The organism is Blautia sp. MSK20_18, assembly GCF_020553125.1.
Taxonomy (GTDB): Bacteria; Bacillota; Clostridia; order Lachnospirales; family Lachnospiraceae; genus Blautia_A; species Blautia_A fusiformis.
In genome coordinates, this window is record NZ_JAJCGR010000009.1 from 19,206 (window position 1) to 37,169 (window position 17,964).

Below are 17,964 nucleotides of genomic sequence, written 5' to 3' on the forward strand. Positions count from 1 at the left end.
AAAATCCTGAATGCTGATATATATCAGAAGCCCGGACATCTATTCTGTCCGGTAAAAAAGATGTTTATCAGAATTCAGGATTTTTTATATTTTTATATAATCTGTTCTGCTTTCACACAGATGTTCTGGATCAGGCGGTTGTATCCGCTTACCTTTTTCAGCCATTCCAGCGCTATGGACACTGCCAGTGAAGCCAGCAGAAGCGTCAGTGTATTGGTCAGAAAATATCCACTCACATACACAAAAGAAGATTTTCTTATAAATGTATGTATCAGAAATATATTCATGGAATGTTTTCCGAGGAACAATAAAATCTGTCGCACTCCCGGAATGACATTAATAAATTCGCAGCAAAATGCCATAAATACAATTGGATACACACCCCAGTGGATCTCACTGTATACCGTCAGCGGCAAAGTTCTGTACGCTTTATACAAAATAAACACCGCAAGAAGCTCCAGAAGAAATTTGAAAACATGCTTCATTCCAGCATTCCATATCTTAAACCATCGGTTAAACAGATCATACTTGGCTACACACATTCCCATGAGAAATACCGGTAAAAATGCATAAATACCCGTAATTCCCATAACCTCCAGGGAAATTATCCGTGGAAATGCCGCAACAGCCACAAGAATAAATACCAGATATTCTTCCTTTATCATAAACAGTGGCACGCAGATGATAAAAATGATCGCCGCACTCATATACCACCAGGTTCCGTTCAGAGTCGAAGTTCCGAAAAGTTTCGCCAGACCAAAAAAATCCAGCACCATTGCGCTAACACCTTTGGCAATACTTCCGTTTCCGAAATATCTGGCCACGGCATAGCCGTTATAAAGCTGTGAGCTCACAACAGAAAGCCCCCATATAATCCAGAACCCTCCCATTGTTTTTATCAGTCTTTTGGCTGTCCACTTGCCAGGTGTAGAATTATTTTTTCTGTAACTGAGATACAGTCCGTATCCGGAAATAAATGCATAGATCGGTACACAGATCTTAAATGTTCTGCACAGATACATGATCCGATCTGCTGAAAACGGAGTGAAAACAACATTCAGCCCCTCAAATCTGTCTTGACTCAGATACATATGATGGAACAGCATTATAACAATGGCAATGCCCTTCATCGCCTGAGAATTATATTTATCAAACTTTATTGCCTGCTTTCCTTCCAAAATCCAACCTCCATATTACCGATTCTCGATGATCCTCTCATAAACTCGTTTGGAACAGTTACGGTCATTAAATGCAAAGGTCTCATCCATTCGTTTCCGATATTCCTCTTTCATCTGACAGCCGTCTGCCATATATTCGATGATCCGGTCCACAGTTCCGTCCAGTGTATGCTCCACCTCTCCGAAGCCATCTCTCTCATAGTCAAAGTATCCCTCTGTGTAGGAATGCGCGCCACTGAAAAAGCTGTCTCTGTCAAACTGGGAGTATACGATGGGTTTTCTCAAATATGCAAAATCAAAGGCAACCGAAGAATAGTCCGTGATCATCAGATCTGTCTGGGCAAAAATGTCCTTGTAGGAATAAGACGAATCCATAAATTTTACCCGTGGATCATGACGGAACATATGCAGACCGTCAATGGTATTTGGGTGAGGCATGAAGCAGATGGTATATCCGTACTTCTCTGCCGCTCCCAGAAGTCTTTCGTTGTTGAGAAGATCATCATAAAAATGGAAATATTCGCTTTCCTGAAATTCTTTTCCAAGCTGCCATACCCCTCTGGCATCGGTTCCTGAGGAAAGGCTTTTGCGCCAGGTAGGCATCACCGTCACATACTTACGCTCATCATGGACCAGACGGTCATAACGCGGCATTCCCGTAAGCCAGATATTTTTTTCCGGATAAAAATAGTCATAGGTAAAGGCAGAATCATATTCCGGCTTTGTGCTGACGATAAATCCGAAAAGATTACGGTTGTATTTGTTCAGCCACTTGGACTGGTTGTCTTTGGTCACACCATGCTGTAAAAATACCAGCTTTTTATCATAGATGATATCGCGGTACAGATACTCCAGCTTTCCAAAAGGATTGATCACCGGTTTGTTAGCCTGGGAGGACAGTGAAAATTCATTCAGCAGGAACAGAAGCTTATGCTTCCAGGAGAAAGGCTCCACAACCTTTCCAAGCTTCTTCATTTCCACATAATCCTGTGTATCCTTGTTGACTACAAAGTACGGCTCCACCGTAGGGTCCGGATTGGCGCAGAGATAGCGGAACATCACTTCGCCGTTGTCATCTCCGCGTGTTGTACGATCGGAGATCAGCCAGATCTGCTTTTTCTGCTTTGCCTTCTGCATCTCGTAGAGCTTACGTACGAGAACTGCCTTTTTTCCGGCCTTTCCCTGAGAAAATATTGCTTTGGTGCGTTTTTTCTTCAGCTGTTTCTCCCTACTCTGACTGTATGGCTCTACCGTTACTTCATACTGATGGCCCAGAACCTTTGCATCTTCCTGATCCTCTCCACGGATCATCCGGACTTTTTCGTTAAGATACAGAAGCTTATCCTCTATATGCAGGAAAAGCGGCAGCTTCTTTGTAAATGGCACATATTTTCCGTAGGAAATATTGTACATTTTATTTATATGTCCATCTGTGCCTGTGCCCCAGCTGATAAACTCCCGGATCTCGGAAAGCGGAATGTCCACGATATACAGCTTCTCAACGGCACTTTCTTCTCTGCACCAGCCGGTTCTTTCCAGTGTATATTTCCATCTGGCTTCATAGGTGTTGCCACCAGTCATCATATATGCACGGTTTGTCCTGCTCACAGGCTCCACAATGGAAAATTCACAGTGCAGCTGGTCTTTTTCCGGCTGGAATATCTTGACACGGAGATTGTCATATATGGGATTCAGGATCGTGTCTGCCTGATCCGGAAATTTTTTGCATATATCCGGATAATATTTTCGGAGAAGATATACTTTGTTTGCCCTGCTGATATGCTGATTGGACATCACGATCTCCGGAAACTCCATCTGCTTCAGGAAGCTTTCGATACCTTCCTCATATCTGCACTTTTTCTCTTCATCAAGCTTCTCGTTATCAAATATGATATCAGCTATTTTTGCGCTGTAATACAGCAGCACATAATCTGCATTTTTTTCATGAACAGGATTTTCTTTTATTCTGCAGTCTGCGATCTTTCGGAAAAATTCCTGATAAAATACCTCCAGCTGGTCCGGATCCTGCAGCATATTCTTCCAGTCCTCCACCATGAGATGGTCCGCAAGGATCTGCACATAGATATCTTCCCCTAAAGCCACTCCCAGACTCCGGCAGCTTACAACGGACTGATATACCATGGTCATCACATCCAGATACCAGATCTCCGGACGGATCTCGGATACCCATTTCACCTGATCTGCGGCAAATGTGTAAGCGGTATACAGCTGATGCAGAAGATATACATTGTTATCCAGCGTTGTTTTTTCGGTGAAACGGTCACAGTAATTATTATGCTCCCGCACATAGATATTTCCTTTTCCACGGATCTTTGTTAGGACAACATCTCTGTTTTCTTCCTCAAAGCAGCGTCTGATCTCTGCACTGGATTTTGGGGAAAAACGGATTCCGGCTTTTGCAAAAACAACATAGCTTCCGGCTATCTTATCCTTCAGCTCCGCCACAAGATCCCCACATTCCAGTCCGTCAATATATAAAAGATCCCGGTCATCCAGCATCTCCCGGAAACGAGGATCATCCGGATTGAACTCTCCGTAGATCTTATCCAGCTCTTCGTCCTTGAGCTCTTTCTCCTTTTCTCCGGCTTCCTCCAGCTCCCGCATGTCCCGTTCATCAGGAATATCCATATCTCCTGCAATGCATACTGCAAGGATCTGTACCGTTCCTTCCGGTGTGACCTCACGTACATTTTTAAAGGTTCTGTAAAGCTTTGCGGTATCTTTTGCAAAAACAACTACTGAAAATTCATACTCCCTGTTCATATTGCTCCTTTTGTATCCTTACATTAAAATTTTTTCTCTTTCAGCCTTCTTTTCAGTTTGTCCGGTATTTGAGCATTGGCTATATATTCATAGATTCGTTTGCTGTTGTCATTGTCCCTGTAGGGAAGAAGCTCATCTCTTCTTCCTGAAAATTCCGGTTTTTCACGGAATCCGTTCCTCGCATATTCTTCGATAAGGTCTACCAGCTGGTTCTGATCCCATGCCAGATCTCCGAAAACATCTTTTTTGTAGTCCATATAGCTTCCCTGGACTTTCTCATAGGTTTCCAGATCAAAGGGATAAAATATCACCGGTTTTTCCTGATAGTAGACATCCCAGGAAACAGAAGAATAATCGGTGATCAGCATATGGCAGCTCATCAGAAGCTGATTCAGCGGCATGGTCCCAAATGGGATCAGCCGGATATGCCTGTCTTCCACCTGAAAGCTCCGGATATGTTCCCTGAATTTCGGATGGATATAAAAATTCAGCGTGATATTTTCCTTTTCCAGAAGAGTCTTAAGCCTCTCATCCTGCAGAAATGCTTTATAACGCTGATAGTATTCACTTTTTTTGAACTGATCCTCGCTGATATCCTCCAGCCAGCTTCTCCATGTAGGCATCAGCAGGATCTCTTTATGAGCCGGATCCGACTTGTCCTCCAGCACATCCCATCTGGCCAGTCCGGTGATAATGATCTCTTCATTATCGTATCCGAAATAATCATGGATGATCTTCTGTTCATAACCCGAAGACACCACAAACAGTGCCATCTGATTGCCTCCGCCTTTATGAAAGGTCCTGTGGCATTGCTTGAAGCCCATCACTCCATGCTGGAGAAATACAATGTTCTTCCGTGCCTGATACAGAACCTTGTAGATGCTGTTGGGCGAATCCCAGATATAAAAATGCCGGATCGCATCGGTAGATATCAGATACCGTGCAGCGCTGAGATAGATCATGTACTTAAATGACATGAACTGGATCACATTGGCATCATACTCTTTTACAGCCTGATAATCCGGACATTTTTTATCTATTACATAAAAAATCCGACTTCTGTCCTTCTCCGGTGCATGCTCCATACAGTACCGGAAAAAATAGAGGCCGTTGTCCTGTGCCATTGTACAGTATTTCTCGCAGATCAGCCATAATTTCTTATGATCCCAGTAAGGTTTCAGGATAAAATAGCAGAATAATGCAAGAAATTCTTTTGCTATAAATGCATAGCTGTCATATTTCGGATCATATTTCCGGTATTGAATGGTAAACTGCCTTGCTCCGTTGACAAAGGGATAAACCATATGCCCATCCCCGGTTCTGGTCCATCTTGGAAAAAGGATCAGCTTAAGTTTAAGTTTTGAACTTAAGCCTCCCAGGATCGCATCCTCATAATTTCCTTTTCCTTCTTTATCCACAGATGCCACCACATCCCAGAATGCGGTTTCCATCGGATACTGATCTACATTGATCTGTGCATGATACACGATCGTATTTCCTTTTTTTGCTGTCTGCATTTCAAAAGGAAAACTTGTATCCAGCACTGCATTTCGCTGTTTCAGCTTCAGGGAACGGATTCTTCCTCTGGATCCTTCCAGCTCAAAACTGATCTTTATGGTTCCTTTTGTCAGCGAAAATTTCCTGGTTTTTACCTTGATCTCCGCCGGAGCTTCCATTAACTGCTGCAATTTTTCACCACCTGTTACATTTCTTTGATCGCTTTGTAATTTCTTTCACAGTTCTTTGTATCCCACAGATCAAAATATTTTCCGTGTCTTTCCAGATAGATCTCTTCATTGGCAAATCCCTGCTTATGCAGGCGGATCAGCCAGTCCGTTACTTCCTGTTCCGTTACACATACCGGACCGAAGCCATCTTTCCGGAAATCAAAATACCCGATCTGATGATGACTTTGCCGGAATTTTTCATTGTCAAACTGGTAGTAGACCAGTGGCTTTTTCATGTAGGCAAAGTCCATGGCCACACTGGAAAAATCAGTCACCAGCACTGCGGACTCTTTAAGGAGTGTCTGCACATCGTACTCAGGCCAGGACGCCACTGTGATCTTCGGATGATCCACATGAAAATATTTCAGGAACCGATGCATTTCCCTGTGCGGATAAAAGATGATCTGAAGATCGTTCTCCTCAATATAGCGGATCAGTCTCTCATCCTTGAGAAGTGCATCCCAGTACCGGTAATAATCGGTTTCCATGAATTTCTGTGCTTCCAGCTCGTGATCAGAGGCTGAGATCTCATTGCGGATATACATACGCCAGGTCGGCATGATCAGGATCTGGTTCTTTTTTACCTTCATATCATGAAGCTGGTCAAAACGACACAGTCCCAGCTCCTGCACATAGCCTTCCGGATATCCGTACCGGTCATTGACATATTTCCACTCATCATAGGTACTGGTAACAAAAAGGCTCATTTTTGTATGGGGATAATACAGAAAACTAAGATCTGCCGTAATGATCCCATGCTGCAGGAACGCCCGCTTGTTCCGTAGGATTCCGTAAACCTCCAGCACATAGCAGATGGCTGCGTTTGGTTTTCCCATTTTCTGGGAGCTGATATTTTTTGATGCAGCCAGATAGTAGATCCAGTGGCGGAAGCTTCCATACTGGATCACAGGTCCCAGATCTTTTACCCGGGCATAATCCGGAGATTTTCTATTGATGGCGTACACTGCATCCTCACTGGTATTTTCTCTCAGATATTTGTACAGCCAGAATCCGTTATCCCGGCATTCATTCTCTGTATCACAGAGAAGCCAGAGATCCCTGCGAAAAAGTCTGTAGACCATCGCAATGGGAAATGCCAGGATAAACTTGATGATGTGAAGCAGATCCCCAGGTTTTACTCGTTTCAGTTTTTCAAGAAATGTCTGTTCCATGTTTCCCTCTGTTTACAGGATCCCGGTTTATTCCTCTGACCAGTCTCCGTTATCATCCCAGACAATCTCTCCGTCTCCGCTGTCATCTGTATCTGTACTGTTGTCAAGAGAATCGTCACCGCTTCCGCTGTTGCTGCTGTCATCTACATAGTCGCCGCTATCATCACTGCTGTCATAGTTTCCATCATCACTGCTGTTGTCGTAGCTTCCGTCATCGCTGCCGTCGTAGCTTCCGTCATCACTGTTATCATAGCTTCCATCATCACTGTTGTCATAGCTTCCATCGCTGTTGTCGGAAGAAGTATCCGTGATACCGGAAGAACTGTCTGTCAGATCTGAAGCATCTGTGCTGTCTGCGGAATCACTGCTGTCCGCCTCACTGTTATCCGTTTCCACATTGCCAATAGTGCTCTTCTCACTCTTGTCACTGAGGCTTGTATAGGTCAGGTATGCTTCTCCGTTATCGATCATCAGTTTTGCCTTTTCCATATCGCTCAGCTGTACACTGTAGATCTCATAGGCATTTCCGTCTCCGTCTACGATCTTCATATCATAGATGGCATCTCTTGCAGAATCCGGGGTGTAATACATCTGCACCTGCTCCGCATCTTTGATGGTAGCTTCTGCAGGAACAAGACTTTTGCCCCATTCTTCCCCTCCTGCCGCGCGGAGATAGATCTCACGGATCTCTCCCTTCGTGCTGTTGGTAAGATAAACAAATTTTGCAGTACTGGTCTTTACACCGATCAGCTTCGGTGCAGGTGTAGATGTGGGAAGCGGTGTGGATGTAGCCGGTGCAGCCGTAGGTGCGGCTGTAGGAACCGGTGTTGGTGTCACCTCTGCTGTTTCCTTTGATGATTTTCCACAGCCGGCAATACCAAGCGCCGTCACTGCTGTCAGTACGATCAAAAGCTTCTTATATTTCATAATGATTACCTCCAGATTGCAGTTTTATGCTAAAAATGTTTTTCCAACGAAGTATCCGAGCACCAGGATACCAAGGATGATCCTGTACCAGCCGAATACTTTAAAATCGTGTTTCTTGATATATCCCATCAGGAATTTGATGGCAAGAATAGATACCACAAAGGATACCACAACACCTACGATCAGGATGATCAGCTCTGTGGAGCTGAAGGCAAAACCGAATTTGACCAGTTTCAGAAGACTTGCTCCGAACATAACCGGAATTGCCAGGAAAAAGGTAAATTCTGCTGCAACTGTACGGGATGTTCCTGCAAGGATTCCTCCGATAATGGTAGATCCGGAACGGGATGTTCCCGGAATCACGGAAAGCACCTGGAAGCAGCCGATGATCAGCGCTGTCTTAAAGGAAAGCTCATCCAGTCTGGTGCAGGTTGGTCTGCGGCGTTTGTTGTAGTTCTCGATAACGATAAAAAGCACACCATAAACGATCAGCATGATGGCAACGACCACATAGTTGTAAAATTTCTTTTCAATAATGTCATTAAAAGGAAGAGCGATGATGATCGTCGGCAGACATGCTACCAGGATCTTAAACCAGAGGATCCACTTATCCCTATCACAGTATTTTTCTACAAAAGTAAGGACAATTCTGGGTACTGCCGGCTGTTTACGCAGTGCCATCTGTGTTTTCTTCGGGATTTTTCTTATGTAAAAAGGCCACAGCTTGTTCCAGTACAGTACAACAACTGCCAGGATCGCGCCAAGCTGGATCACCACCAGGAAAAATTCCATAAATGCCTCGGATACATTCAGCTTGATGAACTCATCCACAAGGATCATATGTCCGGTACTGCTGATCGGAAGCCACTCGGTGATTCCCTCCACAATACCGAGAAGGATAACCTTCAGTAATTCTATAAAAATCATGTTAACTCCTTTCTAAAAGCAAGATAAGGACAGGGCCGGTATGTGAACGACGGCCCCGTCCTTATCAGTATATTACATATTTGACAATTCGTAAACTTTTAATTTTTTATTTCACAAAATTTACAATTTTTTATCGATTGTCGATGGTGGCGATATCTACCAGAGTCAGGTGGTTCAGGTCTGTATTCTCAAGACTTGTGACCAGAGCCTCTGCAGTATCAAGACTTGTAAGCACATTGACACCTGTCTCGATAGCATTACGACGGATCACGAAACCATCCTTCTGGTGCTCAACACCCTGTGGCGGTGTGTCGATAACAACATCGATCTTGTGGCCAAGGATCAGGTCCATCAGGTTCGGAGACGGCTGCTCCAGCTTGTTGGTACGTGTTACCTTGATTCCGTTTTCAGTCAGTACGCTTGCAGTACCTCTTGTTGCAAAGATACGGTATCCCTGAGCTTCGAAACGTTTTGCGATCGGAATGATGTCCTTCTTATCCTCATCTTTTACAGTGATGATCATCTGTTTGTGCTTCGGAAGACGAATTCCGGCTCCGATGAAGGCTTTGTAAAGAGCCTCGTTGAAGGTCTTAGCAATACCAAGGCACTCACCTGTGGATTTCATCTCAGGTCCAAGGCTGATATCTGCGCCCCTGATCTTCTCAAAGGAGAATACCGGCATCTTGATTGCAAAGTACTCTGCTTCTTTCTGAAGTCCCGGTGTGTAACCAAGCTCTTTGATCTTATGTCCAAGGATAACTCTTGTTGCAAGCGGAACGATCGGGATTCCTGTTACCTTGCTGATGTACGGTACTGTACGGCTGGAACGCGGGTTAACCTCGATCACATATACATCCTCGCCTACAACGATGAACTGAATATTGATCATACCGATAACATGAAGTGCCTGTGCAAGACGACGTGTGTATTCGGCGATGGTATCTTTTGCTTTCTGGCTGATGGTCTGTGCCGGATATACGGAAATACTGTCTCCGGAGTGGATACCTGCACGCTCGATGTGCTCCATGATTCCAGGGATCAGGATGTCCTCACCGTCGCATACTGCATCGACCTCGATCTCTTTACCCATCAGGTACTTATCAACAAGGATCGGATGCTCCTGTGCGATCTGGTTGATGATTCCGATGTACTCTTCCACGTCCTCATCGCTGACAGCGATACGCATTCCCTGTCCTCCAAGTACATAGGACGGGCGGACAAGTACCGGATAACCCAGCTCATTGGCTGCTTTTTTCGCCTCTTCTGCTGTGAATACGGTATGTCCCTTCGGTCTCGGGATCTCACATTTCTCAAGGATGGCATCAAAGAGCTCTCTATCCTCTGCAGCATCTACGTTCTCAGCAGATGTTCCGAGGATCTTAACGCCCATCTTGATCAGTGCCTCTGTAAGCTTGATGGCTGTCTGTCCACCGAACTGAACAACAGCTCCGTCCGGTTTCTCGATATTTACAACATTCTCAACATCTTCCGGTGTCAGCGGCTCAAAATACAGCTTATCTGCAATATCGAAGTCTGTACTTACTGTCTCCGGGTTATTGTTGATGATGATCGTCTCATATCCTTCTTTCGCAAATGCCCATGTACAGTGTACAGAGCAGAAGTCGAACTCGATACCCTGACCGATACGGATCGGGCCGGAACCAAGTACCAGGATCTTTTTCTTATCTTTTGTTTCTACAGCTTCATTCTCTGTCTGCTCATCGCCGTATACAGAATAGTAATATGGTGTCGCTGCCGCAAACTCTGCTGCACAGGTATCAACCATCTTGTATGCTGCACGGATGCCGTACTCTTTACGCAGGTCTTTGATCTCAGCTTCTGTCTTTCCTGTCAGGTCTGCGATGATGTAGTCCGGGAACTCCAGACGTTTTGCTTCCAGAAGAAGGTCTTTGTCCAGCTTCTGAGTTTTCAGAGCCTGCTCCATCTCAACAAGGATAGCCAGCTTATCGATGAACCAGATGTCGATCTTTGTGATATCATGAAGCTTCTCCTGGGAAACATCTCGTCTCAGGGCTTCTGCGATCTTCCAGATACGGCGGTCATCCACAATGTTCAGCTCGTCCATCAGTTCTTCATCAGAAAGATGTGAGAAATCATAGGACATCAGACTGTCTACATGCTGCTCCAGGGAACGGATAGCCTTCATTAAAGCACCCTCAAAGTTATGGCAGATACTCATAACCTCACCGGTAGCCTTCATCTGTGTAGTCAGTGTACGTTTTGCTGTGATAAATTTATCAAATGGCAGACGCGGGATCTTAACAACACAGTAATCCAGCATCGGCTCGAAGCTTGCATATGTTTTGCCTGTGATGGCGTTCGGGATCTCATCCAGTGTGTAACCCAGTGCGATCTTGGCTGCAACCTTGGCGATCGGATAACCGGTAGCCTTACTTGCAAGTGCGGAAGAACGGCTTACACGAGGGTTAACCTCGATAACGCAGTACTCAAAGCTCTCCGGATGAAGAGCGTACTGTACGTTACATCCACCTGTGATGCCAAGCTCTGTAATAATGTTAAGAGCAGATGTACGGAGCATCTGGTATTCTTTATCTCCTAAGGTCTGGGAAGGAGCAACTACGATGGAGTCACCGGTATGGACACCAACCGGGTCAATGTTCTCCATGTTGCAGACTGTGATGCAGTTTCCTGCGCTGTCTCGCATTACCTCGTACTCGATTTCTTTCCATCCGGCGATACATCTCTCTACAAGAACCTCGCCTACACGGGAAAGACGGAGACCATTCTCAAGGATTTCACGAAGCTCCGGCTCATTATGCGCGATACCACCGCCGCTTCCGCCAAGTGTATATGCAGGACGGAGAACAACCGGATAACCGATAGTCTGAGTAAACGCAACACCGTCTTCTACAGTTGTTACGACCTTGGATGCTGCAACCGGCTCGCCGATCTTTTCCATTGTATCCTTAAATTCCTGACGGTCCTCAGCTTTACGGATCGTTGCTGCTGTGGTACCGATGAGACGTACATTGTGCTCTTTCAGGAAGCCCTTTTCCTCAAGCTCCATGGCAAGGTTCAGACCTGCCTGTCCGCCCAGTGTAGGAAGTACACTGTCCGGTTTCTCTTTGAGGATCAGCTGCTCTACGACTTCAACAGTCAGAGGCTCGATGTAAACTCTGTCTGCGATGTCTTTATCTGTCATGATGGTAGCAGGATTGGAGTTTAAAAGTACAACCTCCATGCCCTCTTCCTTCAGGGAGCGGCATGCCTGGGTTCCTGCATAGTCAAACTCTGCTGCCTGGCCGATTATGATCGGGCCTGAGCCGATTACAAGTACTTTTTTTATGTCCTTATTCCTTGGCATTATTTCTCTCCTCCCATCATCTTCATGAATCTGTCAAAAAGGTAACTGGAATCCTGTGGTCCAGGGCATGCTTCCGGATGGAACTGTACAGTAAAGATGTTCTTTCCGTTATATGCCATACCCTCGTTTGTTCCGTCGTTGACGTTTACAAATGCAGGATGTGCGATATTTTTCTCCTCAAGTCCCTCTGCATCTACAACGTAGCCATGGTTCTGGGAGGAAATATATACTCTTCCTGTCTCAAGGTCTTTAACCGGATGATTTCCGCCTCTGTGACCGTATTTCATCTTATGGGTGTCTCCGCCTGTTGCAAGAGCCATAAGCTGATGTCCAAGACAGATGGCAAAGATCGGTACATCAGAGTCATAAAGTTTTTTGATCTCTTTAATAATAGAAGTACATTCCTTCGGATCTCCAGGTCCGTTGCTGAGCATGATGCCGTCCGGATTGTCTCCAAGGATCTCTTCTGCAGATGTCAGAGCCGGGTAAATAGTAACCTGGCATCCTCTCTCATTCAGTGAGCGTGCAATGTTTTTCTTGGCGCCCAGATCAAGAAGGGCAACCTTCGGTCCGTTCCCCTTAAGCACTTCCTTTTCGCGGCAGGAAACCTTCTCTACCACTTTTCCTGTTGTATATGCTTTTAATCTGGGGATGATTGTATCCAGGTCATAGTTCTCATCAACTGTGATCATTCCGTTCATGGTTCCCTTCTCACGAAGGATCTTAGTCAGTGCTCTGGTATCAATTCCTGCGATTCCCGGAATGTCGTTTTTGCTCAGAAAATGCTGAATGGTGTCTACGCTTCTGAAGTTGCTGGGAACTCGTGATAATTCGCGTACAATAAATCCGTCAATCCACGGCTTCCTTGATTCCTGGTCATCATAACAGATTCCGTAGTTTCCGATCAGCGGATATGTCATACACACCGCCTGTCCTGCGTAAGAAGGATCTGTCATTACTTCCAGATAACCGGTCATGGAAGTGTTAAAGACAATTTCACTGATGACTTCCCTTGCAGAACCAATGCTAGTTCCTGTAAATACATGGCCATCTTCCAATATCAGAAATGCTTTCATACAATCTCCCTTTCTTTGTTCTCTTATTTTATCCTAAATCTTCAAGATTGTATCACAGGAATCGTCATTTTTCAACACCATATGCAAAAAAAATGTATAAAACTAACTTAAAATATTTTTTTTGAATTTTTTTAATTTTTTTGAATTTTTCTATTGACATTATCCCATTCCTGAGTTATTATAAGTGAGCAGTCGACGAGCGGAGCAAACAAAGCGAAGCAAGCCGGTTGAAAAAATGCAGGAATGGCGGAATTGGCAGACGCGCAGGCTTCAGGTGCCTGTGGTCGCAAGATCGTGTGGGTTCAAGTCCCATTTCCTGCATTCTTTTTTATTTTATCCAAAATCAAAAAAACAGAAGCGCCCAACACCGGCACTTCTGTTTTTTTATTTATTTTTCTTTTTCAGAAAAGATCTCGCTCCCGCCCCAGAGAAGCGCACCTGTAAATATGAAAAGATCCGAAATATTAAATACGACCTTCTTAAGCTTCGGATTTTCCACATTCAGGCTCACATAATCCGTGACGTATCCCTTTCTGCGACGTTCCGTATAATTATTCAGACCGCCGCCCAGGATCATGGAAAGCCCAAGCTTGGATATGCGTGTGCCTTTTTCTCCGAAAGTACGTATATACTCCCAGATCGCACCGCCCAGCACCATAGATGCAAGATCTCTCAGGAATTCTTTATCTTTGTTTTTTAATATTCCAAGCATCATCCCATGATTATGGCAATTTCTTACGATCAGTCTGCCTCCCAGGCACTTTTCCTTCAGATCTTTCTTTTCCGATGTGTTGATTTTTTTCTTTATATAATAGTCTGTACCAAAGATTCCCGCCGTCAGTAAATTCCACAACATTATTCCCCCTCCTTATTTCTGTGGTCTGCATAATATTCAGGCAGGCTCCCACTGGGGAAAGCCTGCCTTATATGCTTATGGTTATTCTGTTTTTTCTTCTATTGTTTCTGTATTTTCCGGATCAGCCGCAGGCTCCTCTGTTTCTGCAGATCCCACTTCCGTTCTTTCCTCTTCCAATTCCGGATCTGATCCTGATGTTTCTGTTTCTGACGCTTCTGCGGTTTCTGCTGTTTCTACTACTTCTGACGCTTCTACTGTCTCTTCCGGATCTGCTACCACTTCTGTAGCTTCTGCGTTTTCTTCCGCTTCTGTCTCCGGTACTTCTGTCACCTCTGCCTCAGCAGCCTCTTCAAGCTCCTCATCTGCCTGCTCGATCACATCGGCAGCTTTCTCTTCCAGCTCCGCTGTAGGACACGCCGCTCCGCAATACGGACAGAAGCTGGCCTCCCGCATCACCGCCTTATGGCAGGCCGGGCAGAACTTCTCCCCTTTACTGGCAGCGATCGCATCTCTGTAGTGATCCGCCTCCAGCATGTGCTGGCTGATTTCCTCGCAGATAGCTCCCGTCTCACCGTCAACGGCTTCTCCCTGCTCATAACGTGTATAGATCATCTTTCCGATATCCATCATCAGCTTTTCGGTCATACGCTCCTGTGCAGAGAGCTTGTTACGGATCTTCTGGATCTCATAGAGATTCTCTGCTCTGGAACTTAAGCCCTTTGCCTTTCTTGTCAGTGTGTTTCCCAGATCATCCCAAAAACTGCTTTTTGCCATATCTGTCACGCTCCTTTATATATTAAAGAATCTTCTTGTTTCTTATCCTTCCAGTGCCGGGATCTCCTGTCCACGCATAAGGATCTTCGGACCTCCGTTGCCCTGAATGTATCCCTCTGTGATCACGACCTCACCGATATTGTCGTCCTTCGGGATCTCATACATGATATCCAGCATATATTCCTCCAGGATAGCCCGGAGAGCTCTGGCTCCTGTATGGCGTTCCAATGCCTTACGGGCAATGGCATGTAAGGCACCGTCCTCAAACTCCAGTTTTACTTCATCCAGTGCCAAAAGCTTCTTGTACTGTTTCAGAATGGCGTTCTTCGGCTCCTTGAGGATTTTCACAAGCATATCTTCCGTCAGCCCGTTCAGGGTAAAGATGATCGGAAGACGACCGATAAATTCCGGAATCATTCCAAATGCACGGAGATCATCTACCGTTACTTTCTCCAGCACATGCGGATCATCATCATATTTGTCCTTCAGATCTGCATAAAATCCGATAGACGCCTGTTTATTCAGTCTTTCTTTGATGATATTCTCAAGATCCGGGAACGCACCGCCACAGATAAACAGAATGTTCCTTGTATTTACAGTCACCATAGGTACCATGGCATTCTTGCTGGTAGCACCCACCGGAACTTCCACTTCACTTCCCTCCAGAAGTTTCAGAAGTCCCTGCTGGACAGCCTCTCCGCTGACATCTCTCTGGTTGGTATTCTTCTTCTTTGCGATCTTATCGATCTCATCGATGAAAATGATCCCGTGCTCTGCCTTCTCCACATCATTATCTGCAGCCGCAAGGAGCTTGGATACTACGCTCTCGATATCATCACCGATATAACCAGCCTCTGTAAGAGATGTGGCATCTGCAATGGCAAGCGGTACCTGAAGAAGTCTGGCAAGCATCTTCACCAGATAAGTCTTACCGCAGCCTGTAGGTCCGATCATCAGCATATTGGATTTCTCGATCTCAATATCATCCATGGTATCTGTGGCAACTCTTTTATAATGGTTGTATACACCTACAGACATTACCTTCTTGGCATATTCCTGTCCGATCACATATTCATCCAGAGTTGCTTTGATCTTATGTGGTGCAGGAATATCTTTGAGATCGATCACCGGCTTCGGAGTCTCTGATTTTTTCTTGATCTTCTTCGCCTGGTTTCCGGGATTCTGGAAACTGCTGAGATCGATCATGCTCACATTCGGCATGTTAAAAAGATCGGAATAATTTCCATTGTTCATCTGGGTGTTCATAGTATCAAAGCTTTTCTGCATGCAATCCGCACAGATATGTATATGATTAGGAAGGTCGATCATCTTCCCTGCCTGACTCTCCGGTCTGCGGCATAAAAAACAGAATTTCTCGTATTTCTGCTCCTGGTCATTGTCTTTATTATTATCAAACTGATCTGCCATAACATTTCCTTTCTGGTTTTTATTATGCATATTATAGCACATAATCCGGCTGTATCAAATTAAGTTTTTATAAACCGGGGAGCTGCATGTTCTTATGCAGCTCCCCGGTTTATAAATGGTTATCCTGTATTTTCTTTTATTTGTCAGAAGAGGGTTTGCTTCCGAGGGTCACTTCAACCGTCTGTTCCTTGTACTCTCCGCTGTTCGCTCTGGAGATCACCACTTCGATGGTTTCTCCTGCCTCATAATACTGCAGCTTATCAACAAGGTCATCCTTGCCGCTTACCTTCTGTCCATCCAGCTTCACAATGATATCGCCTTTTTTGATCCCTGCATTATCTGCTGCGCCGCCTTCCGTTACCTCAGTAATAAAAGCACCTGCCGGCATATTATACATCTGGATGGCTTCTGTTGTAAGATCGGCAGCCTTGACTCCCATATATCCTACCTTGGAAGAATCTTCCACCTTATCTCTGGTTTCGCGGTTCATCAGTTCTTCCAGGATCGGCTCTGCCTTGGAGATCGGAATGGCATATCCCATGCCTTCCACCTGACTGTCTGCATACTTGGCCGCATTGATACCGATCACTTCACCGTTCATGTTCAGAAGTGCACCGCCACTGTTTCCGGGATTGATCGCTGCATCAGTCTGGATCAGTCCGCTGGCTTCTCCGTCCTCTGTACCGATGCTTCTGTTAAGGGCACTTATCCATCCGGAGGTAACTGACTGTCCATAGCCCAGTGCATTGCCAATGGCAACCACCTGCTCACCGACTACAAGATCGTCCGAGCTTCCCATCTGTGCGATCTTGATCTCATCCATGGTCTCATCCGGAATATCGGATTTCTCCACTGCCACCACTGCCAGATCATTCTCTTCATCGGTGCCTTTGATCTTGGCAGAAACTGCGTTATCCACATCCGCATCTCCATCGGAGCTGCTTGCCATAGCCTGGGTTTCTTCTTCCGCTCCTACCACATCACTGCCTGCAAAGCACACAGTAAGTGTAGTCGCTCCAGATACCACATGGTTGTTAGTCGCAATGAGAAGCTCGCTGTCATTTTCTCCTACAATAATACCGGAACCACTTCCTGCACTCTGATACTGCCTCGTTCCATATCCGAAAAAGCTTGGGATCTCCTGCACACTGACAGATGTAATGGCAACGATAGAAGACATGGTTGCCTGGGCTACACCGGCCACTGTACCACTCTCTGCCACAATATCCTTCACAGTAGAATCCGCAGAGCTACTGTCAGTACTATCCTCTGTTCCGGTAACTGTTTCTGTCTTTCCGATCGTTGTATTGCTGTCATTTCCTCTGTATTTATCTGCTGCAATATTCACACCCTGAAAAACCACTCCGGCTACCAGCCCAAAGATCACAGCCAGTGCCACCGCAGTGGCTGCTTTCTTTCCAAAGCTGTTGTTGCCTGAAAAATCTCTCTTTTTCCGCGGCTTTTTGGGCGGTATATTTCCACCGGCATAATTACCGGCCTGAGGCTGATGCACCTCATAATGTCCGTATTTTGGTTTCTCCTGCGAAGTGCCTTCACTCTGTCCGGCACCTGCATCGCTGTCCTGTCTGCTCTCCTGCATCCTGCGTCCCTCAGAATAAGGATGCGTCAGCGGTTTCTGTTCTGCCGAAGCATTCTTATCCTCATCCGGCAAGTCTGTCCCCCATTTATTCTCTTCACTCATGCCTCTGGTGCTCCCTTCTATGTTATCTGATGCATGTATCTGTTACTGCTCACTCCGTTCTCAGTAA

At 45.4% G+C, this 17,964-nt stretch carries 12 protein-coding genes and 1 tRNA gene; 1 reads left to right on the top strand and 12 read right to left on the bottom strand.

The genetic code is table 11. The annotated features are described in order from the left end of the window. Positions 1-92: 92 nt before the first annotated feature. The 8 genes from LI091_RS07150 to LI091_RS07185 all read right to left on the bottom strand — a co-directional run bounded on the left by LI091_RS07150 (position 93) and on the right by LI091_RS07185 (position 13,137). The gene (locus LI091_RS07150; protein ID WP_265190983.1) at positions 93-1,178 is read right to left on the bottom strand and encodes an acyltransferase family protein; all 1,086 of its coding nucleotides are present in this window, start codon (positions 1,176-1,178) and stop codon (positions 93-95) included. 15 nt (positions 1,179-1,193) lie between these two features. Next, positions 1,194-3,962 (bottom strand): CDP-glycerol glycerophosphotransferase family protein, encoded by a 2,769-nt coding sequence (locus LI091_RS07155; RefSeq protein ID WP_265190984.1) that lies wholly within the window; start codon positions 3,960-3,962, stop codon positions 1,194-1,196. 23 nt (positions 3,963-3,985) lie between these two features. After that, positions 3,986-5,650, bottom strand: a complete 1,665-nt coding sequence (locus tag LI091_RS07160) for a CDP-glycerol glycerophosphotransferase family protein (RefSeq protein WP_265190985.1) — start codon at positions 5,648-5,650, stop codon at positions 3,986-3,988. Positions 5,651-5,664: 14 nt separating this feature from the next. Then, positions 5,665-6,861 (bottom strand): CDP-glycerol glycerophosphotransferase family protein, encoded by a 1,197-nt coding sequence (locus tag LI091_RS07165; protein WP_015527396.1) that lies wholly within the window; start codon positions 6,859-6,861, stop codon positions 5,665-5,667. A gap of 27 nt (positions 6,862-6,888) precedes the next feature. Continuing rightward, positions 6,889-7,788 carry a hypothetical protein gene (locus tag LI091_RS07170; protein ID WP_265190986.1) on the bottom strand — a complete coding sequence of 300 codons (900 nt, stop codon included), beginning with the start codon at positions 7,786-7,788 and terminating at the stop codon, positions 6,889-6,891. A gap of 24 nt (positions 7,789-7,812) precedes the next feature. Further along, entirely contained in the window at positions 7,813-8,715 is a 903-nt protein-coding gene (locus LI091_RS07175; protein ID WP_265190987.1) for an undecaprenyl-diphosphate phosphatase, read from the bottom strand. A 130-nt stretch (positions 8,716-8,845) separates the two neighbouring features. Continuing rightward, positions 8,846-12,061 (bottom strand): carbamoyl-phosphate synthase large subunit, encoded by a 3,216-nt coding sequence (gene carB, locus LI091_RS07180; protein ID WP_265190988.1) that lies wholly within the window; start codon positions 12,059-12,061, stop codon positions 8,846-8,848. Then, on the bottom strand, positions 12,061-13,137 hold the full coding sequence (locus tag LI091_RS07185) for a carbamoyl phosphate synthase small subunit (protein WP_015527400.1): 1,077 nt from the start codon (positions 13,135-13,137) through the stop codon (positions 12,061-12,063). The genes carB and LI091_RS07185 overlap by 1 nt, the downstream gene beginning before the upstream one ends. Positions 13,138-13,374: 237 nt before the next feature. Here LI091_RS07185 and LI091_RS07190 point away from each other — a divergent pair. Next, positions 13,375-13,458, top strand: a tRNA-Leu gene (locus LI091_RS07190). 67 nt (positions 13,459-13,525) lie between these two features. Here LI091_RS07190 and LI091_RS07195 read toward each other — a convergent pair. The 4 genes from LI091_RS07195 to LI091_RS07210 all read right to left on the bottom strand — a co-directional run bounded on the left by LI091_RS07195 (position 13,526) and on the right by LI091_RS07210 (position 17,897). Then, the gene (locus tag LI091_RS07195) at positions 13,526-13,993 is read right to left on the bottom strand and encodes a signal peptidase II (protein WP_022426975.1); all 468 of its coding nucleotides are present in this window, start codon (positions 13,991-13,993) and stop codon (positions 13,526-13,528) included. Positions 13,994-14,074: 81 nt separating this feature from the next. Next, complete coding sequence (locus LI091_RS07200) at positions 14,075-14,767, bottom strand: zinc ribbon domain-containing protein (RefSeq protein ID WP_118368925.1); 693 nt, start codon at positions 14,765-14,767, stop codon at positions 14,075-14,077. 42 nt (positions 14,768-14,809) lie between these two features. After that, positions 14,810-16,195, bottom strand: a complete 1,386-nt coding sequence (clpX, locus tag LI091_RS07205) for an ATP-dependent Clp protease ATP-binding subunit ClpX (protein ID WP_022426973.1) — start codon at positions 16,193-16,195, stop codon at positions 14,810-14,812. Positions 16,196-16,331: 136 nt separating this feature from the next. Beyond that, positions 16,332-17,897 carry a S1C family serine protease gene (locus LI091_RS07210; protein WP_092072534.1) on the bottom strand — a complete coding sequence of 522 codons (1,566 nt, stop codon included), beginning with the start codon at positions 17,895-17,897 and terminating at the stop codon, positions 16,332-16,334. Between the last annotated feature and the right edge of the window lie 67 nt (positions 17,898-17,964).

What these genes read in the sequence shown, in the direction of transcription:
- LI091_RS07155 (WP_265190984.1), bottom strand. Translation starts at nt 3,962, where the DNA reads ATGAACAGGGAGTATGAATTTTCAGTAGTTGTTTTTGCAAAAGATACC.
- LI091_RS07165 (WP_015527396.1), bottom strand. Translation starts at nt 6,861, where the DNA reads ATGGAACAGACATTTCTTGAAAAACTGAAACGAGTAAAACCTGGGGAT.
- LI091_RS07170 (WP_265190986.1), bottom strand. Translation starts at nt 7,788, where the DNA reads ATGAAATATAAGAAGCTTTTGATCGTACTGACAGCAGTGACGGCGCTT.
- LI091_RS07175 (WP_265190987.1), bottom strand. Translation starts at nt 8,715, where the DNA reads ATGATTTTTATAGAATTACTGAAGGTTATCCTTCTCGGTATTGTGGAG.
- carB (WP_265190988.1), bottom strand. Translation starts at nt 12,061, where the DNA reads ATGCCAAGGAATAAGGACATAAAAAAAGTACTTGTAATCGGCTCAGGC.
- LI091_RS07185 (WP_015527400.1), bottom strand. Translation starts at nt 13,137, where the DNA reads ATGAAAGCATTTCTGATATTGGAAGATGGCCATGTATTTACAGGAACT.
- LI091_RS07195 (WP_022426975.1), bottom strand. Translation starts at nt 13,993, where the DNA reads ATGTTGTGGAATTTACTGACGGCGGGAATCTTTGGTACAGACTATTAT.
- LI091_RS07200 (WP_118368925.1), bottom strand. Translation starts at nt 14,767, where the DNA reads ATGGCAAAAAGCAGTTTTTGGGATGATCTGGGAAACACACTGACAAGA.
- clpX (WP_022426973.1), bottom strand. Translation starts at nt 16,195, where the DNA reads ATGGCAGATCAGTTTGATAATAATAAAGACAATGACCAGGAGCAGAAA.
- LI091_RS07210 (WP_092072534.1), bottom strand. Translation starts at nt 17,897, where the DNA reads ATGAGTGAAGAGAATAAATGGGGGACAGACTTGCCGGATGAGGATAAG.